Raw genomic sequence first — 24,842 nt, forward strand, 5'->3', positions numbered from 1 at the left:
CAGTTGTTTTAGCTATCAACTACCACAACTGGCGCTTCTGTTACATTAAACTTCTAGGTCTTCCCCATTAGACTCTATTACTTTTTTATACCATGAAAAGCTGTCTTTTTTAATTCTTTTGCCTGTACCGTTCCCTTCGTTGTCTAAATCAACGTAGATGAAACCGTATCTTTTTTCCATTTGCGCGGAAGAACAACTAACGATGTCTATTGGGCCCCATGCACAATATGCGATCACTTCTACCCCGTCATACATCGCGCGTTTCATTTCTTTTAAATGGGCAGATAAATAATCAATGCGGTAATCATCATGGATTTCGCCATTGTCTAATTCGTCGTACATTCCGAAGCCATTTTCTGCAATAATGATTGGTTTATGGTATCTATCCCAGTATTGTGACAGAGCATTATATAGCCCTTTCGGATCCACAGCCCAGCCCCACGGATTTGCTTTTAAGTGCGGATTTGGGGTAATCGAAGCGGGATCCAAATCATTTTTCTTGGAATCGACCATTTGCGAATAATAATAGGAAATTGCTAGATAATCCATCGTGTTTTTTTGTAAAATAGCTTTATCTTCTTCTGTGATTTCAATTGTAATATTATTTTCAGCAAAATAATTAAGCGCATATTGTGGATATTCTCCCTGGAACTGCACGTCTGCGAAGAAATATTCCATCCGATTACGTTTCATTGCAAGCACAATATCGTCTGGATCACATGAGTATGGATACGCTGTGCAATCTGCCAGCATCGTACCAATCATTAAATCTGGATTTAGCGCTTTGCCGTATTCATAAATTTTCGCACTAGCGACAAATTGATTATGAACTGCTTGATACGTTGCTGATAAGTAATCATCAACAGCATCATATGGAATGGCAGTGGAGTTGAATGGTTCAAATTGGATTAAATTAATTTGGTTAATAACAATCCAATATTTCACTTTTTTATTGTAACGATCAAGGACGGTTTTGCCGTATTTTTCAAATAAATCGATAACTTTTCGATTATGCCATCCACCATGGTTTAAGACAATTTCTACTGGAGTTTCATAATGCAAAATGGTAATAATTGGTTCCATACCAAGTTCGATTATTTTGTCGATTAATTGATCGTAATAATTTAAACCTGCTTCATTCGGTTCCTCTTCTTCTCCAGTTGGGAAAATTCGAGTCCAGTCAATCGAAGTTCGAAATGTTTTAAAACCCATTTCAGCAAGAAGAGCTAAATCTTCTGGATAAGTATGGTAAAAATCAATACCGTGGCGTTTCGGATAATAGTTTACTTTATCTTCTATACTTGCTTTAATATCAGCTAAACTTACGCCTTTATGTTGTTCTTCGCTAATTTCATCGTTTGTTTTACCTTTATGATATTTGTGTAAATCTGCTAAACTAATTCCTTTTCCATCTACTTTAAATGCACCTTCTGCTTGGTTGGCTGCGATAGCTCCACCCCATAAGAAGTCTTTTGGAAACTGATAATTTTCAAACATACTTGTACCTCCTATTTTTTCGTAAGTTCGGTCATTTTTTTGAATAAACGTAGCATATGTTCGCCGATTAGTATTTCACTTTTTGCTGTCATTAGAGTATCTTGGGCATGACAGAATAGAGTTGAATAGCGGATTTGGTTGCCTGAAGCTTCTAGTTGTAATGTATCTGTTTGCAGACTATGCGCAATGACAATTTCTTTTTTGGCAGAGGCGATTAATTCCTCGGCTTCGTTAAATTCTAATTCTTCTAAATGGTTGAGACCTTTTACTAAATCATTTCTTGCGTTTCCTGCATGGATTAAAATATTCATGGATAGTTCATTTAAACTATCTGTTTCTTCAACATAGTCTTGCTCTGACATTTTAGTTCCTCCAATCAATTTGTTACCATTTCTTTCTCTGCTTCTACTGCATCTAGTTTTTCTTGTTTTAGTAAAGAGTTATCGTATGCTTTAAAGAATGGCAGATAGACGAGCCATGTGATGACGATAATCGCTAGACAAGCAATAACCGCGCGGAAGTCTTGTGTTGCGAGATAAGATGTTACTGGGTAAGGCATGTACCATAGCAAGAATGATTGCGCGGGGATACTCACTAAGTTCATCGACATAACGAAATAGGCGATGCTTGGAACTAAGAAAGCATTAATCCACGTTGGAATCATTAAGTATGGATTGAAGGCAATTGGTGCTCCGAAGAATAATGGTTCATTGATGTTAAAAATTGACGGAACAATAACTGCTTTTCCGATTGCTTTTAGCTGTAAAGATTTACTTAAAATCAGCATCATAATCGAAAGTGATAAGGTTGTCCCCACCCCGCCGATTGAAATTAAAGCGTAAACTGTTTCTTGTGTTGCGATGTTTGATGCACTTGCGCCATTTGCTACGGCTTGTGAGTTTTCTGCGAGTCCTGCCATATAAACAGGATAAATCGCTGGCATCATTACCCACCCAGAAATCCCGAAAGTATAAAGAAAAGCGGGAATGAAAACCGAAAGCACAAAGCCCGGATAAGATTGTACAATCGATGCGAGTGGGCTAAACACAGCCACAATAACTTCAAAGAAATCGATATTAAATTGAACTGTAATTAACCAACCAACGATTAAAATAAAAGTAATTGGTAGTAAACTGTTAAACCAACCGACAACGAAATCAGGTATTGGCGTATCTTCACTGAACAGCGAACGTTTCGCTGCAAAATTCATTACACAACCAACAAATAGTCCCGTTGTAATCGACAAGAACATTCCTGTTGCCCCAAATCTAGATAAAATGAAAACTGCGTCTCCGTTTGCTGAAATAGTCGGAAATAGTAACATTAAAAATAATACAAGTCCAGTAGCTCCAGAAATTAGTTTTTGACTGCTATTCCCTTTTTTCTCCATCAGATAATACGGGATTAAAAATGCTACAACTAAACCGAACATCCCAAACGAAAAATTACTTATCATTGAAAAATCAGGCATACCTGGAAATAAATTTTTAAGAAGTGAAACGATGGTTACTAAAGAACCGACAAAAACGAGCGGAAGCGCAGACATAATTGCATCTTGAATTGCTGATACCCAAGGATTTTTAACAACTTTATTTACTTTTGGAGCAAATTTATTTGTCATAAAATCCATCACTTTGTTGTTCATCGTTTTATCCCTCCATATTTAAAATGAGATCAAGTGCTTTTTCGCCATTAAGTGTGCCGTATGTTGCTTGTGGAATGACTGATACTAAAACATCTTTATCAGCTACTTTTTGCTTTAAATCATCTAACATATAGGCTAAATGTGGTCCGATGAGTAAATAGTCGATTTCGTTTATTCTTTCATCAATTTGAGACTCACTAGCTGCTTTCACGGTTACTTTTTCTCCGCGTTTTTTTGCGGCTTTTCTAATTGCTGCGGCCATAAATCCACTTGAAGCTCCTGACCCACAAATGAGTAAAATGTTTTTCATTTTGTATCCTCCCTTTCCTTAACTTACTTTTATTATATAAATGACTGAATCCGCTTACAAATATACTTTTTTCCTACTGGTAGGAAAGTACGTAAAAAAGAACCCCTTCGCTTGATGCGAAGGAGTTCCATACTCGTTTAATTTAATCACGATATTTTAAGTTAATGAATTTCACTTGGATGTATTCTTCCATTCCATAATGACCATTTTCGCGGCCAAATCCTGAATGTTTCACACCACCAAATGGAGTTTCTGGATTGGATATGGCGATTTCGTTTGCACCAACCATACCATACTCTAGAGCTGCACCGACTTTTTCAACGCGTGCTAAATCTTTTGTATAGAAATAAGATGCTAGACCGAATTCGCTATCATTCGCCATTTCAATTGCTTCATCTTCATTTTCAAAAACGATAAGTGGAATTACGGGACCGAATGTTTCTTCATAAAAGATGTCCATTTCACGAGTGACGTTATCTAAAACAGTTGGTTTATAGAAATTACCTTTGTCGTAGTCAGAACCAGTTAAACGTTCGCCACCAGTTAGGACTTTGGCGCCTTTATCTGTCGCGTTTTTAAGTTGTTTGTCGATTTTGTCGATGGCATCTTCGCGAATAAGCGGACCAACATTTACGTCGTCTAAACCGTTACCGACTTTTAGTTTTTCTACTTTAGCGACTAATGTTTTAGTGAATTTTTCTTTGATTTCTTTTGCGACAAATATGCGATTTGGTGATACACATACTTGACCATTGTTACGGAATTTTGCTGCGATTAAATCATCTACTGCAGCTTCAAGGTTAGCATCCGCAAATACGATAAATGGTGCGTGCCCCCCAAGCTCAAGCGAGATTTTCTTCAAGGTGTCAGCAGATTGTTTGAATAGTGTTTGGCCGACTTTTGTCGAGCCTGTAAACGTTAATTTGCGGACATCATCACTATCTGTTAAAGTTTCACCAATTTCTTTCGAGCTTCCCATGACGATATTAGCAACGCCTTTTGGTAAGCCAGCTTCTTCAAAAATTTCAAAGATAGCTAAAGCCGAAAGCGGGGTATCTCCAGATGGTTTTAACACGATAGTATTACCTGTAGCTAGCGCTGGTGCGAGTTTTCGTGTCACCATTCCACCCGGGAAATTCCACGGAGTAATTGCTGCTACTACGCCAATTGGTTGTTTTTTAACGATAAACGCATGGTTGTTTGGAGCTGGGATTGTTTCACCGTATAGTCTTCTTGCTTCTTCAGCCGCGAATCGGAAGTTTTCCGCGCCGGTTAAGACTTCTCCTTTTGATTCTTTTAGTGGTTTACCTTGTTCTAAGGTCATAATTTTTGCTAAAGTATCTGCTCGTTCTTCCATTAAATCAGCAATATTATGCAAGAGTTTAACGCGGTCAGCTAGTTCCATTTTCGCCCAATCAGGAAAAGCATCTTTTGCAGCTTTAATCGCTTGTTTTGTTTCTTTAGGTCCTGCTTGAGCAATTTTCGCGATGACTTCGCCGTTTGCTGGATTTACAATATCTTTTGTTTCTTTATTATCGCCATCTATCCATTTTCCATTAATAAATAATTTGGTTTGAACTTTTGGTAAGCTTGTTTCTTTAATACTCAAAAATACCACTCCTTAGTAAATTTTTCTGTCCGAATCTATCGTTGCTTATAATAGTGTTTTCCACAAATCGAAAAATTTAATCAGGATTTTCTTCTTAAACCCAGAAAATGGCTTATAAGAAAACTTGCTCTATCCCAGCATGATGGGCACGAGCGACTTTCTAAAAAACTTTAATTTTTTTCAAAAAAAACTAGCTGCAACGGGTGCAACTAGCTTTTTATAATTAATTTTCTTCAATTGGTTGATGTATTTCTTCTTTTACTTTTTTCGGTGCGTTTTTCTTATATGCAAGGAAATAGAAAAGGCTGACAAAAACTGCTCCGCCGACTACGTTTCCGAGGTATACTGGGATGACGTTCCAAATAAAATCTGCCCATGAATAGTATCCAGCGAAAATTGCGGCTGGGATAATAAACATATTGGCGACAACGTGCTGAAATCCGATAGCTACAAAAGCCATGACGGGGAACCAAATACCGAGGATTTTTCCAGCAAAGTCTTTAGCCGCGTAACAAAGCCACACAGCAATTCCAACAAACCAGTTACACCCGATACCTGAAACGAAAGCAACCCAGAAAGGATCGTTAATTTTTGCTCCAGCTGTTGCAAGTGTTTTGGGTAAAAAATCTCCTTCTGTTAAGCCAACGAAATGCCCGAAGAAGTATGCGACGAAAAAGGCGCCGACTAAGTTCATGACGGACACAATCGCCCAGTTTCTAAGTAATTGTTGGAAGGAAATCTTTTTGTCATACCAAGCAATCGCTACCGCCATCATGTTGCCAGTGATTAATTCTCCTCCACCGAGTAAAATGCACACAAGCCCAACTGGAAAAAGGCTCGCACCAATAAGCGTTGCAAAACTGCCCCATTCGTGAGGCATTGTTCCTACTGCGCGTATGTATAATAAGTAACCAAGAGAAATAAAGGCGCCACCCAAAAAGCCTAGTAAAACGAGCGTTAATGTACTCGAATTTGCTTTTTGCGTCCCTTTTTCAATCGTAATCTCTGTTACTTCCTGCGGGCTATAATATCCCACATGAATCCCTTCCTTCTTGTTAAAATAATCACAAAATTGCGTTCTTATTATAGCATAATCAAAAACAGCTTGCTAGTATAAAAAAGCCCGGCACAAAAGTCCCGGGCTCGCGTTTTACGTATGGAGTTCTTTTACAACGGGTATCCTAATTTCAATATCCGCACTTTCTTCACCATTTTTTGCATATATTTCTAATTTAAATGGTAATGGATCAAAAACAGGATTGTTTGCAGTAATATACGGTTTGTACTCTTTTTCCTGTATTGCTCGAGCTATTTCCTCGTAACTTTCTAGTATATCGGTCTCTGCTATATGTTCCGCTACAAAATAAGTATGTGCTGGAACTTCAATCCATTCAAGTGGTTCTTTTAAATGAGCGTACTTTTGCTCAACTGGGATGACAGCGTAATGCGTTATACCATCTTCTATATTATGGACGGAAATACCATAGACCTCTTTTAGTTCTGAAAAATCATCTAATTCTTGCGCAAGTTTGAGCATTTCTTTAAAAGCTGTTTTAATTCCGGTATGAAATGCTTCTGTTTTTAGTCCTTCGTGAACAAGCGCAATCCCCGTGAAACCTTCCCATTCTTCTAATCGTCCTTGTCTAATCGCCATGATTAACACTCCTTTTAAAAAGAATATTACGGCAGAAGATTCATAGATGATTTTAATTTTTTATCCGCATAACACATGATAAATACCCTACTAAACTTTACTTAAAACAAGATACTAATGAAAACTATCGCTGCAATAATAAAAACAAAAGTGAGCCATGCAACAGGACGAGCAGTGTTGATCGTCCAGCCAATGCCAAAACGTTTTTCAACAAATAAAGCAGGATCATTCCTGTTAAAATAGATTACTCCAGCTTTCCAAAACGCATCATCATCACGAATTGGTTTATTCACATTATCTGGTTCGTTAGCAAATTTTAATCTACTTCCACCTTGTCCTACTTTTACAGCAAGGAGTACTGTTCCAAGTAATATTAAGATGATAGAAATACTCATGGTAATCATCATAATTTCAGGCGAGAGTGAAAGTAAAATAACTACTTGCATTACGAGAAAATCAATAACCAGAATAACGCACATAATCAACATTGCTTTACTAGAAATTTGTCTAAACAGCATATTCCGTTTTAATGAATCTGCTGGATTTTCGTTTTCTACCGTTTGTTTGCTTCTCGCAATAACGAAATTAATAAATATAAATAAAGCAATCATCCCTAATTGTAGCATTGGTAAAAGTAAAGCAGCTCTCACCGATTTTTGAACGGTGTCAGTCACGACTCCATTCATATCAAAATGAACTGGGAATGCTTCTGGTGCAATTGGATAGAACACTGCTGTAATGGCAAGTGTGATAATAAAAATAAGTAATGGTACTACAAACCAAGTATACGAAATAACCATTTTCCTGCGATGAAAACTAGTATCTACCATGATAATAGAGTTGGTTGAAATTTCGCCAGACTCGATCTTTTCTCTTTTCCACTGTAATGTTGTGTGATGAAAACGATAGTAAATAATGAAAGAAACAATTAATTGACCAAACATGGATATGATAAAGATTCCCGCTTGAATGTTTTCACTCCAATGGAAACCTTGAATTAATGCAATTCCAATGATAGCAACCAATACAGTCCATAAAATCACTTGACCAACATATTGTTTTTTAAGTTGGGTTAGTTCTGCATTTCGATTAGCGCGTTCGCCCACATTTACCCCGAAACATTCAGATTTACGTATTACAAATGGCGTAATTGCTTGCAGGGAAATAATAGCAATACTGACAAAAATATAAATGATGATTTCCATAACTACTCCACTCCCCGCCCTTTTATTTCGTTAAAAATAGCTTTACTAATTTCTAGCCACTCTTCCTCACTCACGCTACGCACAATCGATTCTGCAATTAATGGTCTTAGTTTTGTTTGCAGCTTAGTGAAAAATAGTTGATCTGCTTTTGCCACGCCATCTGGATGTATAACTACTCCTTTTTGGCGGTGTATTTGAATAAATCCTTCTTGCTTTAAGATTTGGTATGCTTTATTTACGGTATGAAAATTAATACCAATATCCGCACCAAGACTTCGCACGGAAGGAAGTTTATCTCCCGGTAAAAGTTCCCGTTTTGCCATGCCTTCAATAATTTGATTACATATTTGTGTATAAATCGGCTCGTCTGATTGTAAGTCAATCGCGAGTAACATACAAACACCTCTTCTCTAACTGTTATACACATTGTATAACACATATATTTTTAAGTCAACATCATAAATTCAGTGGCTATTTAAAGCAGTTAATGGTACTATAAAATTTAACAATAAGGTTTATAGAAAGAAGGGGATCATTTGAAATTTTCACGTTTTAGGGATAGTAAATTGTTTTTTTGGACTATTGAAATTTTAGCAGTTGTGGCAGTTTTATTTATTCTGTTGCAGATGAAGTACATATTTTCACCAATCGGTATAATCGTTTCCACTTTATTTATGCCTATTCTAGTAGCAGGATTTTTATTCTATTTATTCAATCCGCTAGTTTTATTTTTAGAAAAGAGAAAAGTTCCGCGACTTTTAAGTGTTATTTTGATTTTTATCGCGTTTATCGCGCTTGTTGTTCTAGCTGTAATGCAACTCGGTCCAACACTTGCTGACCAAGTAGCCGAACTTGCAAAAGCAATACCAGGTTACTGGCAAGATTTTGAAAAATGGCTACAAAGTCTCTCAAATAATTCTGCATTAAAAGATATTGATATGAAACAAGAACTTTCGAAACTCAACATTTCCTTACCGAAAATTATGTCTGTGGTAGTTGATGGGGTAGCTTCTAGTTTTGGCGCGATTATCTCGTTTGTTTCTGGTTTTGTTATGATTCTTGTAACAGTTCCATTTATCGTCTTTTATATGTTTAAAGATGGTCATAAATTCGTTGAGTCTTCTGGCAAATTTTTCCCAGCAGGCATTCGTACTGAAGCGAAACAAATTATTAAAGAAATGAACAAAACAATTTCTACTTATATTAGTTCTCAAGCGATTGATTGTATGTTTGTTGGTTTGTTTACTTTTATTGGTTACTTAATTATTGGTCAACCATATGCGCTTCTGTTTGGATTTATTGCAGGTGCAACGAACATTATTCCTTATCTTGGACCATTCCTTGGAGCAGCTCCCGCGGTTATCGTGGCGCTATTCACTTCTCCAGTTCAGGCTTTACTCGTAATTGTTGTCGTTACTATCGTTCAACAAATTGACTCTAACTTACTTTCTCCATATATTATGGGTAAATCATTATCCATTCATCCGCTCACTATTATCATCATCTTGATTGTTGCAGGTAATTTAGCAGGAATTTTTGGAATGATCTTAGGTGTTCCACTTTACGCGGTAGTAAAAACAATTATCGTCAATGTGAATCGGTTAATTAAATTAAGGCGAGGCCAGCTGGCAATTGATAATAATCCACCTGGGTCTAATCCGCCGACAGAATAAAAAAACGAGCTTTGGGAAACTAGTTCCTAAAGCTCGTTTTTTCTATGCTTTTTTAAAATGAGAAGTATCGTTTAAACGTTCTAATTTGAATAAACCATTTTCATAAGCTAAAACAGTAACGCTTGCATTGTCTAGAATGACTGATTCGTCCATGGATGGTTCTAGTTCGTGGACAATGTTGCGAATGGTATTTCCGTGAGCGACAATAAGAACGTTCCCGCCTGTTTCACGGTGCCGGTTAATGACATGTAAGAAACCTTGTTCTACCCGAGTCCAAAATGTCATAAAATCTTCTGCATCACCAGTTGGATCAGCGGCTTTCGTGCCATTCATCGTTTCGCGAACATCTGCGTTTTTAAATAATTCTTCTTGGTTTGCGTAGCCCATGTGATGAGCGATTTCGTTCCAAGCTACATCGCCTTTTTCACCTTCATAGGAACCGAAGAATGTTTCCCGAAATTCGCTTAGTGGTTCAAGAGTTAGACCGAATGCATGTTTATTTTCTTTTAGTAAGTGTCCTGCTGTTGCGATTGTACGGTGTAAGTCACTTGAATAGGCTGCGACGAATTCCGTTTCGGCAAGTCCGCGACCACTTTCTTTTACAACTTCAATTCCTTCTGGTGTAAGCGGCGTATCAGCCCAGCCCTGCATACGTAGATTTTTGTTTAAATATGTTTGACCATGTCTTACAAAATAAAGTGATAATTTTTTTCCCATTACGTACTTCCTCCTCCATCGTTGTTTTCTATTTCATTGTAACAAATTCTTCAGATCCTGTTGGGTGGATAGCAACTGTATTGTCAAAATCAGCTTTTGTTGCTCCCATGTTAATAGCAACGGCGAATCCTTGAATCATTTCATCCACTCCGTAACCAATACCATGCAGGCCGATTACGCGTTCAGTCTTCCCTTCACAAATCAATTTCATCCGGCAAGGCTCGCGGTGGTCTGTAATAGCTGTATACATCGACGTAAAGCTAGACGTATATACTTTAATATTTTCTTTGCCATATTTTTCAATAGCTTCTGGTTCTGTTAAGCCAACTGTACCAATAGCTGGATGGCTAAAGACAACAGTTGGAATATTTTCATAGGTTAAATGAGCATCTTTTTTATTATTGAAAAGGCGTTCTGAAAGACGACGACCAGCAGCAATCGCAACTGGAGTCAATTCGTAATGTCCCGTTACATCGCCAACTGCATAAATCCCGTCTACATTAGTATTTTGGAATTTATCTACCGCAATATGCCCGCTATCCACAAGTTCAACGCCCGCTTTTTCGATTTGAAGCCCTTTAATAACCGGTTTACGTCCGATTGCCCAGATTAAAGTATCCACTGTTTCCGTACGACCATCTTCTAAAAAGATAGTTAAACTACCATCCGAGTTTTTTTCCACTTTTTGAGGAACGGCATGTTTATGCAAAGTCATGTCAGATTGCTCGATAAGCTCGGTCAATGTATCTGTTAAAATCGGGTCAAAATTACGCAGAGGAGCATGTTTACGTACAAAAAGATGCGTATCTGATCCAAATTGCTGTAATACACCGGCTAACTCAACAGCAATATAACCCGCGCCGACAACCGCCACTTTTTTAGGAAGCTCTTTTAACGCAAAAAAGCCGTCTGAAGTAATGCCATATTCTGCGCCAGGGATGGAAGGAAGTGCTGGTTCGCCGCCCGTCGCAATTAAAATATGATCCGCTGTCACTAATTCACCATTCACTCGTAACGTTTTTTCATCGACAAATTCGGCGTAACCTTTGATCCATTCAACTTTATTGTTATCAAGTCCATTTTTGTAGGAACCACGAATTCGTTCAATGTAAGCTTCTCGGTTTTCTACTAATTTTTGGAAGTTAAAGCTTGAATCTACTTGGTAACCATAAGCATCTGCGTATAAATCCATTGCTTCTTTGATTTGTGCGCCATACCACATTACTTTTTTAGGAACGCAGCCAACATTTACACAAGTACCACCTAAAAATTTTGGTTCAATTAATGCACACTTTGCCCCGTGCATTGCCGCGCGGTTAATAGAAGCAATCCCGCCACTACCGCCACCAATCGCAATATAATCATAATGCTTCTCCATACAAAATCTCTCCTAACATTTCTTCGTTTTCATTTTTATAAATACGCTTCGCCCCGCATAATCGCGAGAACCCGCGGATTTGGTAAGTAACGTTTAATCACTTGAAGTTTTTCATAGGTGTCGGTATCTCCTAAATGTTCAGCAATACCCATAGCAACGGCGCTACTTCGACTGACTCCAGCATGACAATGGACTACAATTTGTGTGAAATCTGGATGTTCATCCACAAAATCATAAATCAAGTCACGATGAACCTCATTAAACAGCTTCATCTCGGCTTGCTCTTTGTCACTTAATCCCCAATAATCGTCTTCTTCGTTAATATCGTTAAAATGAACGGGCAAAATAGCTTCAAAAAGTGCTTCGTGTTTGAGTGGCTGATACGTTGCGCCAACATCCGCAATACGAATAAGTAAAGTATGTTCTGAGCGCGGCTTAAATTGAACCGCTACTACTTCTGGTACGGCAATTATCCGTAATTCAAATGGATCAAAATCAATTTGGCGCCTTTCTTTGTTAATATAATTCGCCATCCTGCATGTCCCCTTTTCCAGTGCAACAAGATTTTCCTTCGCCTTATTCCTCCTCTATTCTATCACGGTTCCACACTTTTACATAAAGAAGCAGTTTCAAACGCAAAAATAACCAAATAAAATTATCTGGTTACTTTTTTCCTTGGCGGTAAAGATCTTTTGTTTTGTATCCTTGGCTCAAAATATCGACCATTTCTACGCGTCTTTTTTCTTGTGTGGCTGGTTGTTTGGCAGAGTAAATATAACGCGCCCAAACACGCTGGTACCCTGTGGCTAAATTGTTGTAGAAGGCTTGTAAATCGCCTTTGTCTGCTAAAAATTCTGCGACAAGAGGTACATAGTCGGCATATTCATCTGCAGAAGGATTATTTTTCTTTACGCCCTTCGCTTTTAGTTTTGCTGCTTCTTTTAGTCCAACAACCGTGTATGTTTCATCAAGTGCGACCATTCGCGTGAATTTGAGCGTGCTACCGTCGACGTAACCTTCCTCATCGGTTTTAAGTGCTGGCATGAGTTCATCGCGGTGGACATATGTAGCGAATTTTTTATTGCCTTTTTTCGGATAAGCGAAAAATAAATAACCATTCGCGGAAAGTTTATTTGTAGCAATAACGTCTTTCGTAAAAGACACTAATTCTTCTAGCGTTTCAACAAAGTCAAAAATTAAATCGTATTGCTTATCTGTTAGTTTTTCTTCGTAATTCGCTAGATTTCGAAAATAATCCGCTCCATCTGGTTGATTTAGGATGACTGCTTCTTTGTACTTAGTCAGTTGTAATTTTTCTACTATTGTCTTCTCTGCCATATTCCAGCACCTCGTTTGTATAGTTTGGTTTCAGTATATAGCCTTCCCTCCAAGTAATCAAGCCAAACTCAATGTAAAAAAATAGACCGAGCAATGGAGCCCGGTCTTTTAATCTTTTATTTAAAAACAACAATCTCGTTAATTTCAATCGAAGGGTCTAAACTTTTCGCAACCGGGCAGGCATCTTTCACTAAATGCACCGCTTTTTCGGCTTTCGCTTCGTTACTTTTATCCACTAAATCAACTGTGAAAGTAACGTTAATTTTCGTTAAAACATGCACGGCACTTTCTTGATCTTGCTCATAATCGGTATGAATGCTTAAATCATTTATCTCAATTCGTTTTTTCTCAAGTAATGTTTGATATACATATCCGCTACAAGCCGCAACCGCAGCCACTGTTATTTGAACTGGAGAAAAACCTTCTTCTTTAATTAATGTCCAGTTTCCATTTGGATGTACAAGTTCTAATACTTTCCCATTTTTCACTAAATCCATGATTAATTCCTCCAATTTAATTCTTACAATTCTTATATGAATAATAAGATTATAGCTCAAATAAAAAGCCATGTCCAATTTCCGATACGAAAAAAAGAATCCAAGTGTAACTTGGATTCTTTTTGAGCGGTCCCGACGGGATTTGAACCCGCGATCTCCTGCGTGACAGGCAGGCATGTTAACCCCTACACCACGGAACCATATGTATAGAAAATGAATAAAAAAGTGACCCGTACGGGATTCGAACCCGTGTTACCGCCGTGAAAGGGCGGTGTCTTAACCGCTTGACCAACGGGCCAGATAAAAAACGAAAAATGAATATATATTCAATTGAATTCATTTCTCTTACACCAGCTTTTTTATTATAACATAATCTCAGTCACTGTCAACGGCTTTTTCTAATTTTATTTACAAATTTTTCATCTCATGTTTTTTATGCATTTTTGCTAGTATAAAATAAAGTCAGCTATGCTTATAAAAAGGCACGCTGACTTTATTTTACTTTTCTCGGTGATCAACCATAATGAAACTTCTCGTATCATAGCGATGTCTTGAACGGGAATATTCGACTGGTCTACCGTCTTTTAAATACACTACTTGCTCCACTTCTAAAACTGGATCATGTTCTCCGCACGCTAAATATTCTTGGTCATATTCAGATGGCTTATCGGCATTAATTTTTCGAAATGCACCACTTAAAACGAGCCCTAGTGTGTCTTGTAAGTATGCATAAATAGAATGATGCAAAATCTCTCTCGTTAAACCTGGAACTAAATCTGCTGGCATGGTTGTATGCTCTAATACATACGGCTCACCATCTAACAGGCGCAAACGAATCAATTTATACACTGGTTGGTCTGCTTTAATCAAGAGTTGTTCTTGCGTTTTTTCATCTGGGAAAGCAATATCGAATGCAATGATTTTACTTCGGATTCGATTGTCTCCCATCATTTTTGTTAGACCGTCATAATCTCGCAAACTCGCATCTTGTTTATTAGCTAAGGCATTTTTCATCACAAAAGTTCCTGCACCACGTTGTCTGTAAACAAGTCCTTCAAGCGCAAGTACGTCAAAGGCTTTTTTTATTGTCATTCTGCTACAATCATAAGCTCTAGATAAGCTCACTTGATCAGGAAGAATGGATTCTGGTGGATAAGTACCGTTGTTTATTTTTTCACGGATTTCTGCGGCAATCAGTTCATACTTAACCAAGTCGATCGCTCCTTCGTTTGAATTAAAAATGTCTAGCCATTTCCAATCAAATTATAGCATATCGAAAAGGAAAACATAACTTATTTGATAGCTGCTTCGGATTCTCTTGCTATATTCGTACGGTCAACAAGTTTAAGGAATGGATACCAGATGATTAACACGATGAAGAAATCCACCACTTGAAGTGCCCCACCGAGCCATGAGTTTGTTGCTAAAATTCCATTGATGATAATTGGCACTGTCCAAGGTACAGATACCCCAGTTGGAGCTGGTACAATCCCAGCAGCCATCACAAAGTAATTAAGTGTAGTGACAACTAATGGTGCAAGTATCCACGGAATTAAAATTGTTGCATTTAATACGATTGGCATCCCGAATAATACCGGTTCGTTTACATTAAAAATACCAGGTCCGAGCGCTAAACGACCGATTTCCTTGCTTTGTTTGCTCTTCATTAGAAAAGCGAGCGCGATTACTACAGCAAGTGTCATCCCAGATCCACCCATGCCGACAGTAAATACTTCCATGAATGGTTTTGTAATAATATGTGGTAACGGAGACCCAGCTTTATAGGCATCCAGATTTTCAAGCATTAACGTATTCCAAATTGGGTCCATTACCGAGTTTACAATAATTTGACCATGTAAACCGAAGAACCACAATACTTGGACAAAGAAAAGTGCAATCAAAGTTGGTATAATTCCCGATCCTAAACCAACAAGCGGTTTTTGAATAACCGTGTACACGACATCATGTAAGTTGGTATTGAAGAAGAATTGAACAATAATATTAATTACTAAAAAGATACTTAATGTCAAAACTGCTGGTATTAATGCAGCAAATGATTTAGCAACTGCTGGAGGCACCCCATCAGGCATTTTAATCGTCCAATCACGTTGCACGAAGAAACGATATAATTCTCCGGCAATAAAACCAGTAATCATCCCAATAAACATACCTTTTGCACCAAGTCTGTCTAAAGAAAGTGCTCCAGTAACTAATTCCCCATTGGCACTATTAAAGAAAAATGGCGTTAAAATCAAGAAACTAGCGAGCGCAACAGCACCACCATATATAGCTTCTACTTTATAATACTTCGATAACGAATAACCAATACCAAAAACGACAAAAACCGTCATAATACTCATCGTCGCATTTTGGGCATTTCCTAAATAAAGTTGTAAAGTAGCTTTCGTTTCATCACTCCAAAATGGCAGATTCATCAAAACTACAGCAATAGAACCAAACATTGTCAGTGGAAACGCTAACATAAAAGCATCTCGTAAAGTCGTTAAGTAACGATTCTCCCCTAACTTTGCAGCAAGAGGCATTAATTTATCCCCAAGCAACTCCATAAATTTATTCACTTTTCTTCCCCCAAACGTATTTTTTTCTACAAGAAAACGTTTTCTATTTATTATTATACTCATTTATTTTTAAATGTCTAGTCTTTTTAAAATAAAAGACCAAACAAAAAAGCTTCCATCATATTGATGAAAGCCTCAAACTTATTTTTTCTTTTTCTTTGCTAGCTTTTCTGCTGCTTTTTGTTTATTTTCTGCTAATCGGAAAAGTGTCATTTCTTTAATTAATTCATAAGGAACTTCTTCTTTGATAGGAAATTGAACCGCACCTTTTGAATACTTGTACTTTCCTAATTGCTTCTCAAAGGCCGAAATGCCACTAGGCGCTGGATAAAACCCGTAATGATTTTTCGCGACTGCAAAATGCACTAGATTGCCTTCAAAATAAAAAGTTGGCATTTGATAGCTGATTTTCTCAGTTGCTTCTGGGGCAGCAGCTTGAATTGTCTCTCTTATTGTTTGCAACACTTCTTTTGTTTCTGGTGGCGCTTGGGTAATATATTCATCAATCGTTGTAAATTCTAGCTTATTATCCATAGTCCATTCCTTTCTGAAACGTTTTTCTTATTATAGCAACTCTCTTCTTAAATGCCAATTTTAGCGCGCAAAAAAGGTTACCTTAACATTTTATAAGGTAACCTTTCTTAATTACGGAGAAGGAGGGATTTGAACCCTCGCGCCGCGTGAGCGACCTATACCCTTAGCAGGGGCACCTCTTCAGCCACTTGAGTACTTCCCCAAACTCCACAGGCAGGATTCTTGTTCCTGCGCCCACTCGGTTAACAGCCAATTACGCTATCAACGGAGCTACTGTTGAATTATCTGACTTCCATTAGTATACGCAGAATTAAGCAAAAATGCAAGGCTTTTTAGGGGGATTCTGTATAAACTTTTTTTGAACCAGTTTGCTTTAATCTTCCGCCGCAACTGCCACAGCGATAACGGTTTACATTAAATCTACGTTGTCTTAAAAATGACTTCCCGCAACTTTTACATGTATATTCATGCATTGTAATTTCACGCGGAATCGCAGCACAAAACCTTGGGGCGTCTACTTTTTTTAATAATTCACGAAAATCCTTGTCGCGATGTTGGTAGCCTTTTTTCTCTAAATGAAGGTGATAATGACATAATTCATGTTTCATAATGCCGAAAAAGTACTCTAAGCCAAAGTTTTCTAAGTACTTAGGGTTCATTTCGATATTGTGGCTTTTGAGTAAATATCTTCCGCCGGTTGTTCGTAAACGCGTGTTAAAAACAGCTTGGTGACGGAATTCTTTTTGGAAAAATTGCAGCGACACTTCTTCCATGTGCTGCTGCAATTCTGTTTGATTCATTATTTGACACTTCCATCTGGATTACGCATTGTTAAAGCAATTCGATTTTTCTTCGTGTCTACTTCATCAACCCAAACTGTTACAACGTCTCCTACTGAAACGACATCCATCGGGTTTTTAACAAAGGAATTACTTAGTTTTGAAATGTGCACAAGTCCGTCTTGTTTCACGCCAATATCAACAAAAGCGCCAAAGTCAACAACGTTACGAACAGTTCCTTGTAACTCCATCCCTTGTTTTAAATCTTCCATCGAAATAACATCTTGTTTTAATAGTGGAGCTGGTAGTTCATCACGAAGGTCGCGGCCTGGGGCAATTAAGTTATCAATAATGTCGCGCATCGTTTCTTTACCAATGCCTAGTTTTTCTGCTTCTTCTGGGATACTAAGAGCTTGTAATGCTACTTTTAAATCCTCACTACCAATATCATTCAAGCCAAAACCAGCTGCTTTTACAATTTGCTCTGCTGCTTTATAGCTCTCAGGGTGAATAGCTGTTTTATCAAGCGGATTTTCGCCCTCTAAAATACGTAAGAAACCGATACTTTGTTCATATGATTTCGCGCCGAGACGAGGAACTTTTTTCAACTCTTTACGGGAAGTGAAAGAACCATTTTCTTCGCGATATTTACGAATGTTATTTGCAACTGTTTTGTTTAAACCGGCAACATATTGTAAAAGTGATGCGGATGCTGTATTTACGTTGACGCCTACTTGGTTAACGGCTGTTTCAACGACAAAAGTTAGCGTTTCATTCAAGCGTTTTTGGGCAACATCGTGTTGATATTGTCCTACTCCTACTGATTTTGGATCGATTTTTACAAGTTCTGCTAATGGATCTTGTAAGCGGCGTCCGATGGAAACTGCGCTACGTTCTTCTACTTGATAATCCGGGAATTCTTCACGAGCTGTTTCACTTGCAGAATAAACACTTGCGCCTGCTTCATTAACAATACAATAATAAGCATTTGATTTTGATTCGCGAATAACTTCTACGATAAATTGCTCTGTTTCACGAGAAGCTGTTCCGTTACCAATCGCGATAACTTCTACTTGATAGGTGGATAAAATCTCAGCTATCTTTTGTTTTGCTTCTGGACGTCGCGCCTTAGCAGTATGCGGATAAACAACACCGATTTCTAGCACTTTCCCCGTTTGATCTAATACAGAAAATTTACAACCTGTTCTAAAAGCGGGGTCAACTCCAAGGATGATTTTTCCTTTTAAAGGTGGTTGTAATAGCAGTTTGCGCAAGTTCTCGGAGAAGATATGGATTGCTTGTTCTTCTGCTTTATCAGTCAGTTCACCGCGAATTTCACGTTCAATTGCTGGACCGATAAATCGTTTATATGCATCTAAAATCGCTTCTTCTACGTATGTTCGTGTTGCAGAATTACGGTTTTGGATTACTTTTTCAAAAAGATATTGAAAGATTTTTGTTGTGTCTACTTGGATTTGTACGCGTAAAATATCTTCTTTTTCACCACGATTAAAAGCAAGTATCCGGTGACTAGCAACTTTTCCAATCATTTCATTAAATTCGTAGTACATTTCGTAAACGCCTTTTTCATCAGCTTCTGCGTTTTTTGCTCGTGATTCAATCATACCGAATTTTCTAGTGAAGTTACGAATCCATTCACGGAAAGTAGGTTCATCACTGATTTGTTCGGCAATTATTTCATGTGCGCCTAGTAAAGCGTCTTCTGCTGACGTCACTTCTTTTTCTTCAGAGATGTATTTGGCAGCTTCTTCAAGTGGATTTGCTTCACCCGGAAAGCTCATTAACCAATCGGCTAGAGGTTCTAAGCCTTTTTCTTTGGCAATGGTTGCTTTGGTGCGTTTCTTTTGTTTATAAGGGCGGTATAAGTCTTCTAATGCTTGATGCTTTTCAGCTTTTATAATTGCAGCTTTTAGTTCATCTGTTAATTTTCCTTGTTCATCTATTAAGCGAATAATTTCTTCTTTACGATTTTCTAATTTAGTAACGTATTCAAACGTTTCTTCAATATCGCGAATTTCAACTTCATCTAGGCTACCAGTCATTTCTTTACGGTAACGTGCGATAAATGGAACAGTGTTGCCTTCTTCCATTAGTTTAATTACGGCATTAATTTGCGCTGGTTTATAAGTTAGCGATTTTTGGACTAATTTCATTATTTTTTCTTGCATTTGTTCCATACTTGATAGCCTCCAATTATTTCATTATCTATTAAGTGTAACATAATTACGTTTCAACTGACAAAAGCTATCTGCTAAGCTCACTTAAAGCATTTTCCGCATAATGGACCGCGTCTTCTGTGTGTAAAAAGAAGTGTTCTTCCCCAATTCGGTCATAAAGTCCGCTACCTTTCAGACTTTCTTTCGCTTTGTCTGTTAGGCCCGTAATCAAGATTTGCCCACCTTGCTTCGAAAATTCTTTTTCAATTTGATGGAAATAACCTTCTGCCGTAGCATCGATAATTGGCACTTTTCCCATTCGCAAAATAAGAAATTCTGGTTTCACATGGATTGCTTTAATAATATTTTGTTGAAAAATTTGTGCCGCACCAAAGAAAAGCGGCCCGCGAATCGTAAATATGCTAATTTTATCATGTAAATGAGGAGCTATTTCGGCGCCTTCTGGTTCAATTTCTTCAATTTGCATCGAGCTGCCCATTTGTTTAGCGAAGAGCACGACCGCAAGCAATAATCCCACTTCAACGGCTACTGTTAAACTTGCAAAAACCGTTAATAAAAAGGTAATAACAAGCACTAAAGTATCGCCTGATTTTAATTTGATAATATGTTGGAATGTTTTTCGTTCGCTCATATTCCAAGCAACTAACATCAAAATCGGCGCCATTGCTGCAATCGGAATATTAATAGCTACTGGTGCAAGGACAAGTAACGTAAGCAATACAAAAATCCCATGAATTACTCCTGAAACACGACTAGTGGCACCATTATTAATATTGGTCGCTGTTCTTGCAATTGCACCAGTTGCTGGAATACCACCAAACATTGGCGTGACGATGTTTGCTATACCCTGCCCAATTAATTCACGATTACTATTATGTTTTGTATTCGTCATCCCATCAGCTACTACTGCCGAAAGAAGCGATTCAATCCCACCAAGCATTGCAATAACAAAAGCCGGGCCAATCAATTTACTCATATTAGCAAATGTCATATCAGGAAATTGGAATGGTGGAAAAGTACTCGGGATTTCTCCGTATGCCGATCCAATTGTTGGGAGCGCGTCTTTGAAAAACAGCATGGCAATCCCGGTCGTAATCACAAGACCAATGAGTGGTGCTGGAATTCGTGGTAAAATTTTTGGAAAAACAAATAATACAAACATACAAATACAGGAAATTAACACGCTATAGAAATTCCATGAATCTAAGTGTAGCCAGATCTCTTTCATATTTGCTATAAATGATTCATGTTTTTCCATCCCAGTTAATCCAAGGAAATTCCCCACTTGCCCCATAAAAATCGTTACGGCAATTCCCGCTGTAAAACCGATAGTTACCGGGCGCGGAATAAATTTAATTAACGTTCCAAGCTTGAAAATCCCCATTAAACAAAGTAAAACCCCAGCCATCATCCCAGCTACAAGTAAATCCTGATAACCATAAGTTAAGACGATTCCAAGTAATACAGGAATAAACGCCCCAGTTGGCCCCGCTATTTGAAATCTAGAACCACCAAAAATGGAAACAATAATACCAGCAACAAAACTTGAATAAATCCCGTATTCAGGCTTTACTCCTGAAGCAATCGCAAATGACATCCCCAGTGGTAAAGCAATGATGCCCACGATAATCCCCGCAAGCAAGTCTTTTCTAAATCTCGCCCACGTATAACCTTTTACACTATTCGATAAAACTTTCTTCAATTTGCTCCTTCTCTCTTATTTATATTTTAATCCGCGCGAAAAAACGCAAAGCAATATCGCTTCACGCTTACTAAGTGATTTTTATCACATGATTAAGTATAAAAACTAGCGCTCTATTCTAATATACCATAAATAGACTAAGTTCTCACACCCGATTTTAAAAAACACCTTTTAAACCATCGCTCGTTTAAAAGGTGTTTTCGTTATTCTGGAAACTTTCCAATCATGAAAGTTACATCATCTGTTGGAATATCAAGTATATTTCGCTCGATTAAATGTCCTATTTTTACTACACAAAGTGGTGATTCGAGACTTTTTCGAACACGAGAAAGAACAAGCCCATCTGAATGCATCAAAAACTTACTGCCTGGTTTGTATTTAAAAGATTGCATCCGGTACTTCTGTTTTCTTCCAGATAAAAACCCAGAGCCAGAAAGCGGAAAAATCAGCTTATCTTCTATACCAATCATATAAAATCGGATATTACCCATACCAGTATAGTAAAGTGTTTTCGTTAAGTAGTCACCTTTAATAATTGCTATCGCAGCACCACGAAGTCCAGAAACGGCCTGGTTAGCTTTTTCAAGCATATCAGTAATATCCGCATGAATATCTTCCTTTATGGCTTCAACGGTCGCTTTGGCGGCTCTATTCGCCTCAAGCCCACTTCCGAGTCCATCAGAAAGAACATACAAAAAACCATTTTTGTCTTCATGGGTAAAATAAACATCCCCGCAGTATTGTTGTAATGCTTTAGAACGTTGAAATACAAATAAATTATTTGATTCAACCGCCTTGTTCATTTACTCCACTTCCTCATTCTGCAACGCCTCTCGAAGTTTTTTAATAGCTTGACGTTGGATTCTAGACACATGCATTTGTGATATATCGAGTAGTTCACCAGTTTCTTTTTGACTACGATTTTCAATGAATGTATATTGCAATATTTTCTGTTCTCGCTCATCTAAAACAGGGAGAACTTTCTCTAAAAGCATACGTTGATTCACACGTTCAAATCCATCATCCGTACCACCAACTACATCAAGTAACGTAATGGTACTTCCATCCGAATCTGCTTCAATCGAATGATCTACAGAAAGTGCTTGGTAACTTTTTCCCATTTCCATCGCTTCTAAAACTTCTTCTTCCGTGACACCGATAAAATCTGCAATATCGCTAATTTGCGGCGAGCTTTGTAGTTCTCTTGTTAGCTCTTCCACGGCATTTTTAATTTTCGGACCTAATTCTTTAATTCGACGTGGTACATGAACGCTCCATGTTTTATCACGTAAAAAACGTTTAATTTCGCCAACAATTGTCGGCACAGCAAATGCTTCAAAGCTTTTCCCAAAAGTCGCGTCATAACGTCTAATAGCACCAAGCAAACCGATATTTCCAACTTGAACTAAATCTTCGTGAAAAGATTTACCTTGAGAATATTTGCGGGCAATTGATTCTACTAAGTTTTTATAATGAACGACTAAATTATATTGGGCATCTTCGTCACCGTCTTCTTGGTAAGCGGCAATCCAAATATACACTTTTTCTTTTGCTTCTTTATCAGGTTGAGATACTTTTGGCATTCTCCTCCACCTGCTTTTCATTAATATATTTGGTCATTACGACAGAAACCCCTTCATCGTAATAAAGTTTCACATCATCCATTAATGTTTCAATTAAAAATAAACCTAGCCCTCCGATACGCATCATCTCCGCATCTTCACCCACTTCATAAGGACCAATTTCTTGTTTACGGGTTTCTAGGTCGAAGCTTGTTCCATTATCAGAAACACGAACTTCTAATTTGTCTTCATAAATATGATATTCTACAGTAATTTCACCATCTTCTTCACCTTTAAATGCATGTTTTACGGAATTAGTGATGGCTTCACTTACAGCTATTTTCAAATCTTCAATTGCTTCATAAGAAAATCCTGCGCGACTTGCAATTCCTGATAATGACAGTCTACCTAGACTAACATATTCAGGTTTGGCAGGAAGTTGTAATGTAATTTTGTCATGCATTGTTGCCATTCATTTCACCCTCTACATTTTTGATTTCAATGATATCTGACAATCCTGTGATTTCAAACAATCGGAAAAGTCGGTCGCTTAAACCAAACAAGACAAGTTCACTTTGGCGTTGTCGTAAGCTTTTGAAAGCCCCTACAAATACGCCTAAACCGGTGCTATCCATATAACTTACTTCTGTTAAATCAATTCTAAGTACAATACCCTCTTTTACTTGATATACTTCAAGTGCTTCTTTTACCTTTGGCGCTGTATAAGCATCGATCTCCCCAGCAACAAATATGTCTATGTGGTCAGTATCACGTTCTTTTATTTCTATACTAATATTCATCACTTCACCCCATCTAATTTAAGTATACTGTCGATTTTACCCTAACAAATAAAATTAAAACATTAAAAAATAAAAACGTTCCACTCTTTAAATACGTTTACTCACCAGTAAATGCTCTTTAAAGAATGAGGTACGTCTCTACTTTGGACTTATTTAGTTCGTTTAATACAAATAAGTGTAAAGTCATCATGCAATTCAAAGTTTTGCATTTTAACTAATTGATCATAAATTGCATGTACCATTTTTTCAGCTGATAATGAAATATGCGCTGCTATAATTTCTGTTAACTCTTCTCGTTCGATAAATCCATTTGCTGTTCTAGTTTCAGTAACACCATCTGACATAATAAAAATAGCGTCTCCAACTTCAATTTTCTTATCAAATTGACGATAAACAGCATTTTTATCAACACCCAGAGGTAAACCTTTGGCATATAAATCAGAAAAGCTGTTTTCTTTATGTTGGTAATATAAACCTAGTTCGTGTCCAGCAGAACCATATTCAAACAAATGCGTATCTTCATGATAAAGCCCGTAAAACATCGTGATAAACATATTATCATTAATGTTTTCTTCCGCTACTTGGTTAAGCGTTTCTAGTACGATGGATGGTTTTCGGTCGTCACCAGTCATCCCTGCTAGAGCATATTTTATCATCGAGATACTAAATGCAGCCGGGATTCCTTTACCAATAACGTCAGCAAGCGCGATACCAATTTGCTTATCGCCTTCTTCTGTAAAGCTATAATAGTCGCCACTCATTTGTCTTGCTGCGACACTTATAACGCCAAAATCAAGTGAATCATGTTCTGGCACATCTGTTTTCATTAAGGTTTTTTGCATATCTTCTGCTTGAGCAATTTCGCTACGTAACGCTTTTTGTTCGGTTCTTAGACTCAGATGTTCCATATAAGCTAAGCCGTAACCTACCATTATTTCGAGTAATACATCAAAGGATAATCGTACAAAATCTGGCAACTCTTTTCCGTATAATTCAAGAACTGAGCGATGTAAATGGACTATTTCTTCTGGTGAAACTCGCTCTTCCATAGCTTCTCTGGATAATTTCTCGCAAGTATAAAGAATTTCTTCATCTTGATGTTCTAAATATTGAATAAGAATATCACGGTATTTTCCTTCAAAAGCTTTTTCCATTTTTTTCTAGC

26 protein-coding genes and 3 tRNA genes are annotated in these 24,842 nt (G+C 37.6%); 1 reads left to right on the forward strand and 28 read right to left on the reverse strand.

What is annotated here, in order from left to right:
- Nucleotides 1–45 precede the first annotated feature (45 nt).
- From AC4PG0_RS03810 to AC4PG0_RS03850, 9 genes are all read right to left on the reverse strand, one after another.
- The gene (locus AC4PG0_RS03810) at nt 46–1,497 is read right to left on the reverse strand and encodes a glycoside hydrolase family 1 protein (protein WP_203573692.1); all 1,452 of its coding nucleotides are present in this window, start codon (nt 1,495–1,497) and stop codon (nt 46–48) included.
- 11 nt (nt 1,498–1,508) lie between these two features.
- Entirely contained in the window at nt 1,509–1,859 is a 351-nt protein-coding gene (locus tag AC4PG0_RS03815; protein WP_003761354.1) for a PTS lactose/cellobiose transporter subunit IIA, read from the reverse strand.
- Between the two features lie 14 nt (nt 1,860–1,873).
- Nucleotides 1,874–3,142 (reverse strand): PTS sugar transporter subunit IIC, encoded by a 1,269-nt coding sequence (locus AC4PG0_RS03820; RefSeq protein WP_045554592.1) that lies wholly within the window; start codon nt 3,140–3,142, stop codon nt 1,874–1,876.
- Nucleotides 3,143–3,146: 4 nt separating this feature from the next.
- Complete coding sequence (locus tag AC4PG0_RS03825; RefSeq protein WP_003761350.1) at nt 3,147–3,452, reverse strand: PTS sugar transporter subunit IIB; 306 nt, start codon at nt 3,450–3,452, stop codon at nt 3,147–3,149.
- A gap of 142 nt (nt 3,453–3,594) precedes the next feature.
- Complete coding sequence (locus tag AC4PG0_RS03830; protein ID WP_267667663.1) at nt 3,595–5,061, reverse strand: NAD-dependent succinate-semialdehyde dehydrogenase; 1,467 nt, start codon at nt 5,059–5,061, stop codon at nt 3,595–3,597.
- A 223-nt stretch (nt 5,062–5,284) separates the two neighbouring features.
- Entirely contained in the window at nt 5,285–6,097 is an 813-nt protein-coding gene (locus tag AC4PG0_RS03835; protein ID WP_003721480.1) for a formate/nitrite transporter family protein, read from the reverse strand.
- Nucleotides 6,098–6,211: 114 nt separating this feature from the next.
- On the reverse strand, nt 6,212–6,715 hold the full coding sequence (locus AC4PG0_RS03840) for an effector binding domain-containing protein (RefSeq protein ID WP_112119714.1): 504 nt from the start codon (nt 6,713–6,715) through the stop codon (nt 6,212–6,214).
- 101 nt (nt 6,716–6,816) lie between these two features.
- The gene (locus AC4PG0_RS03845) at nt 6,817–7,920 is read right to left on the reverse strand and encodes a DUF1648 domain-containing protein (protein ID WP_033533217.1); all 1,104 of its coding nucleotides are present in this window, start codon (nt 7,918–7,920) and stop codon (nt 6,817–6,819) included.
- Between the two features lie 2 nt (nt 7,921–7,922).
- Nucleotides 7,923–8,315 carry a GntR family transcriptional regulator gene (locus AC4PG0_RS03850; protein ID WP_003771148.1) on the reverse strand — a complete coding sequence of 131 codons (393 nt, stop codon included), beginning with the start codon at nt 8,313–8,315 and terminating at the stop codon, nt 7,923–7,925.
- 141 nt (nt 8,316–8,456) lie between these two features.
- Here AC4PG0_RS03850 and AC4PG0_RS03855 point away from each other — a divergent pair, with 141 nt between their 5' ends.
- Complete coding sequence (locus tag AC4PG0_RS03855) at nt 8,457–9,593, forward strand: AI-2E family transporter (RefSeq protein WP_003761335.1); 1,137 nt, start codon at nt 8,457–8,459, stop codon at nt 9,591–9,593.
- Between the two features lie 42 nt (nt 9,594–9,635).
- Here the strand turns inward: AC4PG0_RS03855 and AC4PG0_RS03860 are convergent, their stop codons facing one another.
- From AC4PG0_RS03860 to AC4PG0_RS03950, 19 genes are all read right to left on the reverse strand, one after another.
- On the reverse strand, nt 9,636–10,310 hold the full coding sequence (locus AC4PG0_RS03860; protein ID WP_033533219.1) for a histidine phosphatase family protein: 675 nt from the start codon (nt 10,308–10,310) through the stop codon (nt 9,636–9,638).
- Nucleotides 10,311–10,338: 28 nt separating this feature from the next.
- Nucleotides 10,339–11,688 (reverse strand): glutathione-disulfide reductase, encoded by a 1,350-nt coding sequence (gorA, locus tag AC4PG0_RS03865; RefSeq protein ID WP_003761331.1) that lies wholly within the window; start codon nt 11,686–11,688, stop codon nt 10,339–10,341.
- A gap of 35 nt (nt 11,689–11,723) precedes the next feature.
- Nucleotides 11,724–12,221: a tyrosine phosphatase family protein gene (locus AC4PG0_RS03870; RefSeq protein ID WP_003771146.1), complete on the reverse strand. Its 498-nt coding sequence runs from the start codon at nt 12,219–12,221 to the stop codon at nt 11,724–11,726.
- Nucleotides 12,222–12,351: 130 nt separating this feature from the next.
- Entirely contained in the window at nt 12,352–13,026 is a 675-nt protein-coding gene (locus AC4PG0_RS03875; RefSeq protein ID WP_187984064.1) for a YdeI/OmpD-associated family protein, read from the reverse strand.
- A 116-nt stretch (nt 13,027–13,142) separates the two neighbouring features.
- A complete protein-coding gene (locus AC4PG0_RS03880; protein ID WP_033533221.1) occupies nt 13,143–13,523 on the reverse strand; it encodes an OsmC family protein in 381 nt (126 codons plus the stop codon).
- Nucleotides 13,524–13,650: 127 nt separating this feature from the next.
- Nucleotides 13,651–13,723, reverse strand: a tRNA-Asp gene (locus tag AC4PG0_RS03885).
- 26 nt (nt 13,724–13,749) lie between these two features.
- Nucleotides 13,750–13,821: transfer RNA gene (locus tag AC4PG0_RS03890), tRNA-Glu, on the reverse strand.
- 200 nt (nt 13,822–14,021) lie between these two features.
- Nucleotides 14,022–14,735: a GntR family transcriptional regulator gene (locus tag AC4PG0_RS03895; RefSeq protein ID WP_003761327.1), complete on the reverse strand. Its 714-nt coding sequence runs from the start codon at nt 14,733–14,735 to the stop codon at nt 14,022–14,024.
- Nucleotides 14,736–14,815: 80 nt separating this feature from the next.
- Nucleotides 14,816–16,102: a PTS cellobiose transporter subunit IIC gene (celB, locus tag AC4PG0_RS03900; protein WP_010990670.1), complete on the reverse strand. Its 1,287-nt coding sequence runs from the start codon at nt 16,100–16,102 to the stop codon at nt 14,816–14,818.
- A 141-nt stretch (nt 16,103–16,243) separates the two neighbouring features.
- Nucleotides 16,244–16,636: an iron chaperone gene (locus tag AC4PG0_RS03905; protein ID WP_045554583.1), complete on the reverse strand. Its 393-nt coding sequence runs from the start codon at nt 16,634–16,636 to the stop codon at nt 16,244–16,246.
- Between the two features lie 114 nt (nt 16,637–16,750).
- Nucleotides 16,751–16,838, reverse strand: a tRNA-Ser gene (locus AC4PG0_RS03910).
- 130 nt (nt 16,839–16,968) lie between these two features.
- A complete protein-coding gene (locus AC4PG0_RS03915; protein ID WP_003761323.1) occupies nt 16,969–17,436 on the reverse strand; it encodes a SprT family protein in 468 nt (155 codons plus the stop codon).
- Entirely contained in the window at nt 17,436–19,613 is a 2,178-nt protein-coding gene (locus AC4PG0_RS03920; protein ID WP_492167423.1) for a Tex family protein, read from the reverse strand. The genes AC4PG0_RS03915 and AC4PG0_RS03920 overlap by 1 nt, the downstream gene beginning before the upstream one ends.
- Before the next feature lie 67 nt (nt 19,614–19,680).
- Nucleotides 19,681–21,315, reverse strand: coding sequence for a SulP family inorganic anion transporter (locus AC4PG0_RS03925; protein ID WP_003771135.1), 1,635 nt, complete (start codon nt 21,313–21,315; stop codon nt 19,681–19,683).
- Nucleotides 21,316–21,518: 203 nt separating this feature from the next.
- On the reverse strand, nt 21,519–22,118 hold the full coding sequence (locus tag AC4PG0_RS03930; RefSeq protein ID WP_003771134.1) for a PP2C family serine/threonine-protein phosphatase: 600 nt from the start codon (nt 22,116–22,118) through the stop codon (nt 21,519–21,521).
- Nucleotides 22,119–22,898 (reverse strand): RNA polymerase sigma factor SigB, encoded by a 780-nt coding sequence (sigB, locus tag AC4PG0_RS03935; protein WP_185324352.1) that lies wholly within the window; start codon nt 22,896–22,898, stop codon nt 22,119–22,121.
- Nucleotides 22,876–23,349 carry an anti-sigma B factor RsbW gene (rsbW, locus tag AC4PG0_RS03940; protein ID WP_003761314.1) on the reverse strand — a complete coding sequence of 158 codons (474 nt, stop codon included), beginning with the start codon at nt 23,347–23,349 and terminating at the stop codon, nt 22,876–22,878. Before rsbW ends, sigB begins: the two co-directional genes overlap by 23 nt.
- On the reverse strand, nt 23,333–23,677 hold the full coding sequence (gene rsbV / locus AC4PG0_RS03945; RefSeq protein ID WP_003721460.1) for an anti sigma b factor antagonist RsbV: 345 nt from the start codon (nt 23,675–23,677) through the stop codon (nt 23,333–23,335). Before rsbV ends, rsbW begins: the two co-directional genes overlap by 17 nt.
- A 149-nt stretch (nt 23,678–23,826) precedes the next feature.
- On the reverse strand, nt 23,827–24,831 hold the full coding sequence (locus AC4PG0_RS03950) for a PP2C family protein-serine/threonine phosphatase (RefSeq protein WP_003761312.1): 1,005 nt from the start codon (nt 24,829–24,831) through the stop codon (nt 23,827–23,829).
- Between the last annotated feature and the right edge of the window lie 11 nt (nt 24,832–24,842).

Source organism: Listeria sp. MAN/IMW/UF464 (assembly GCF_058683955.1).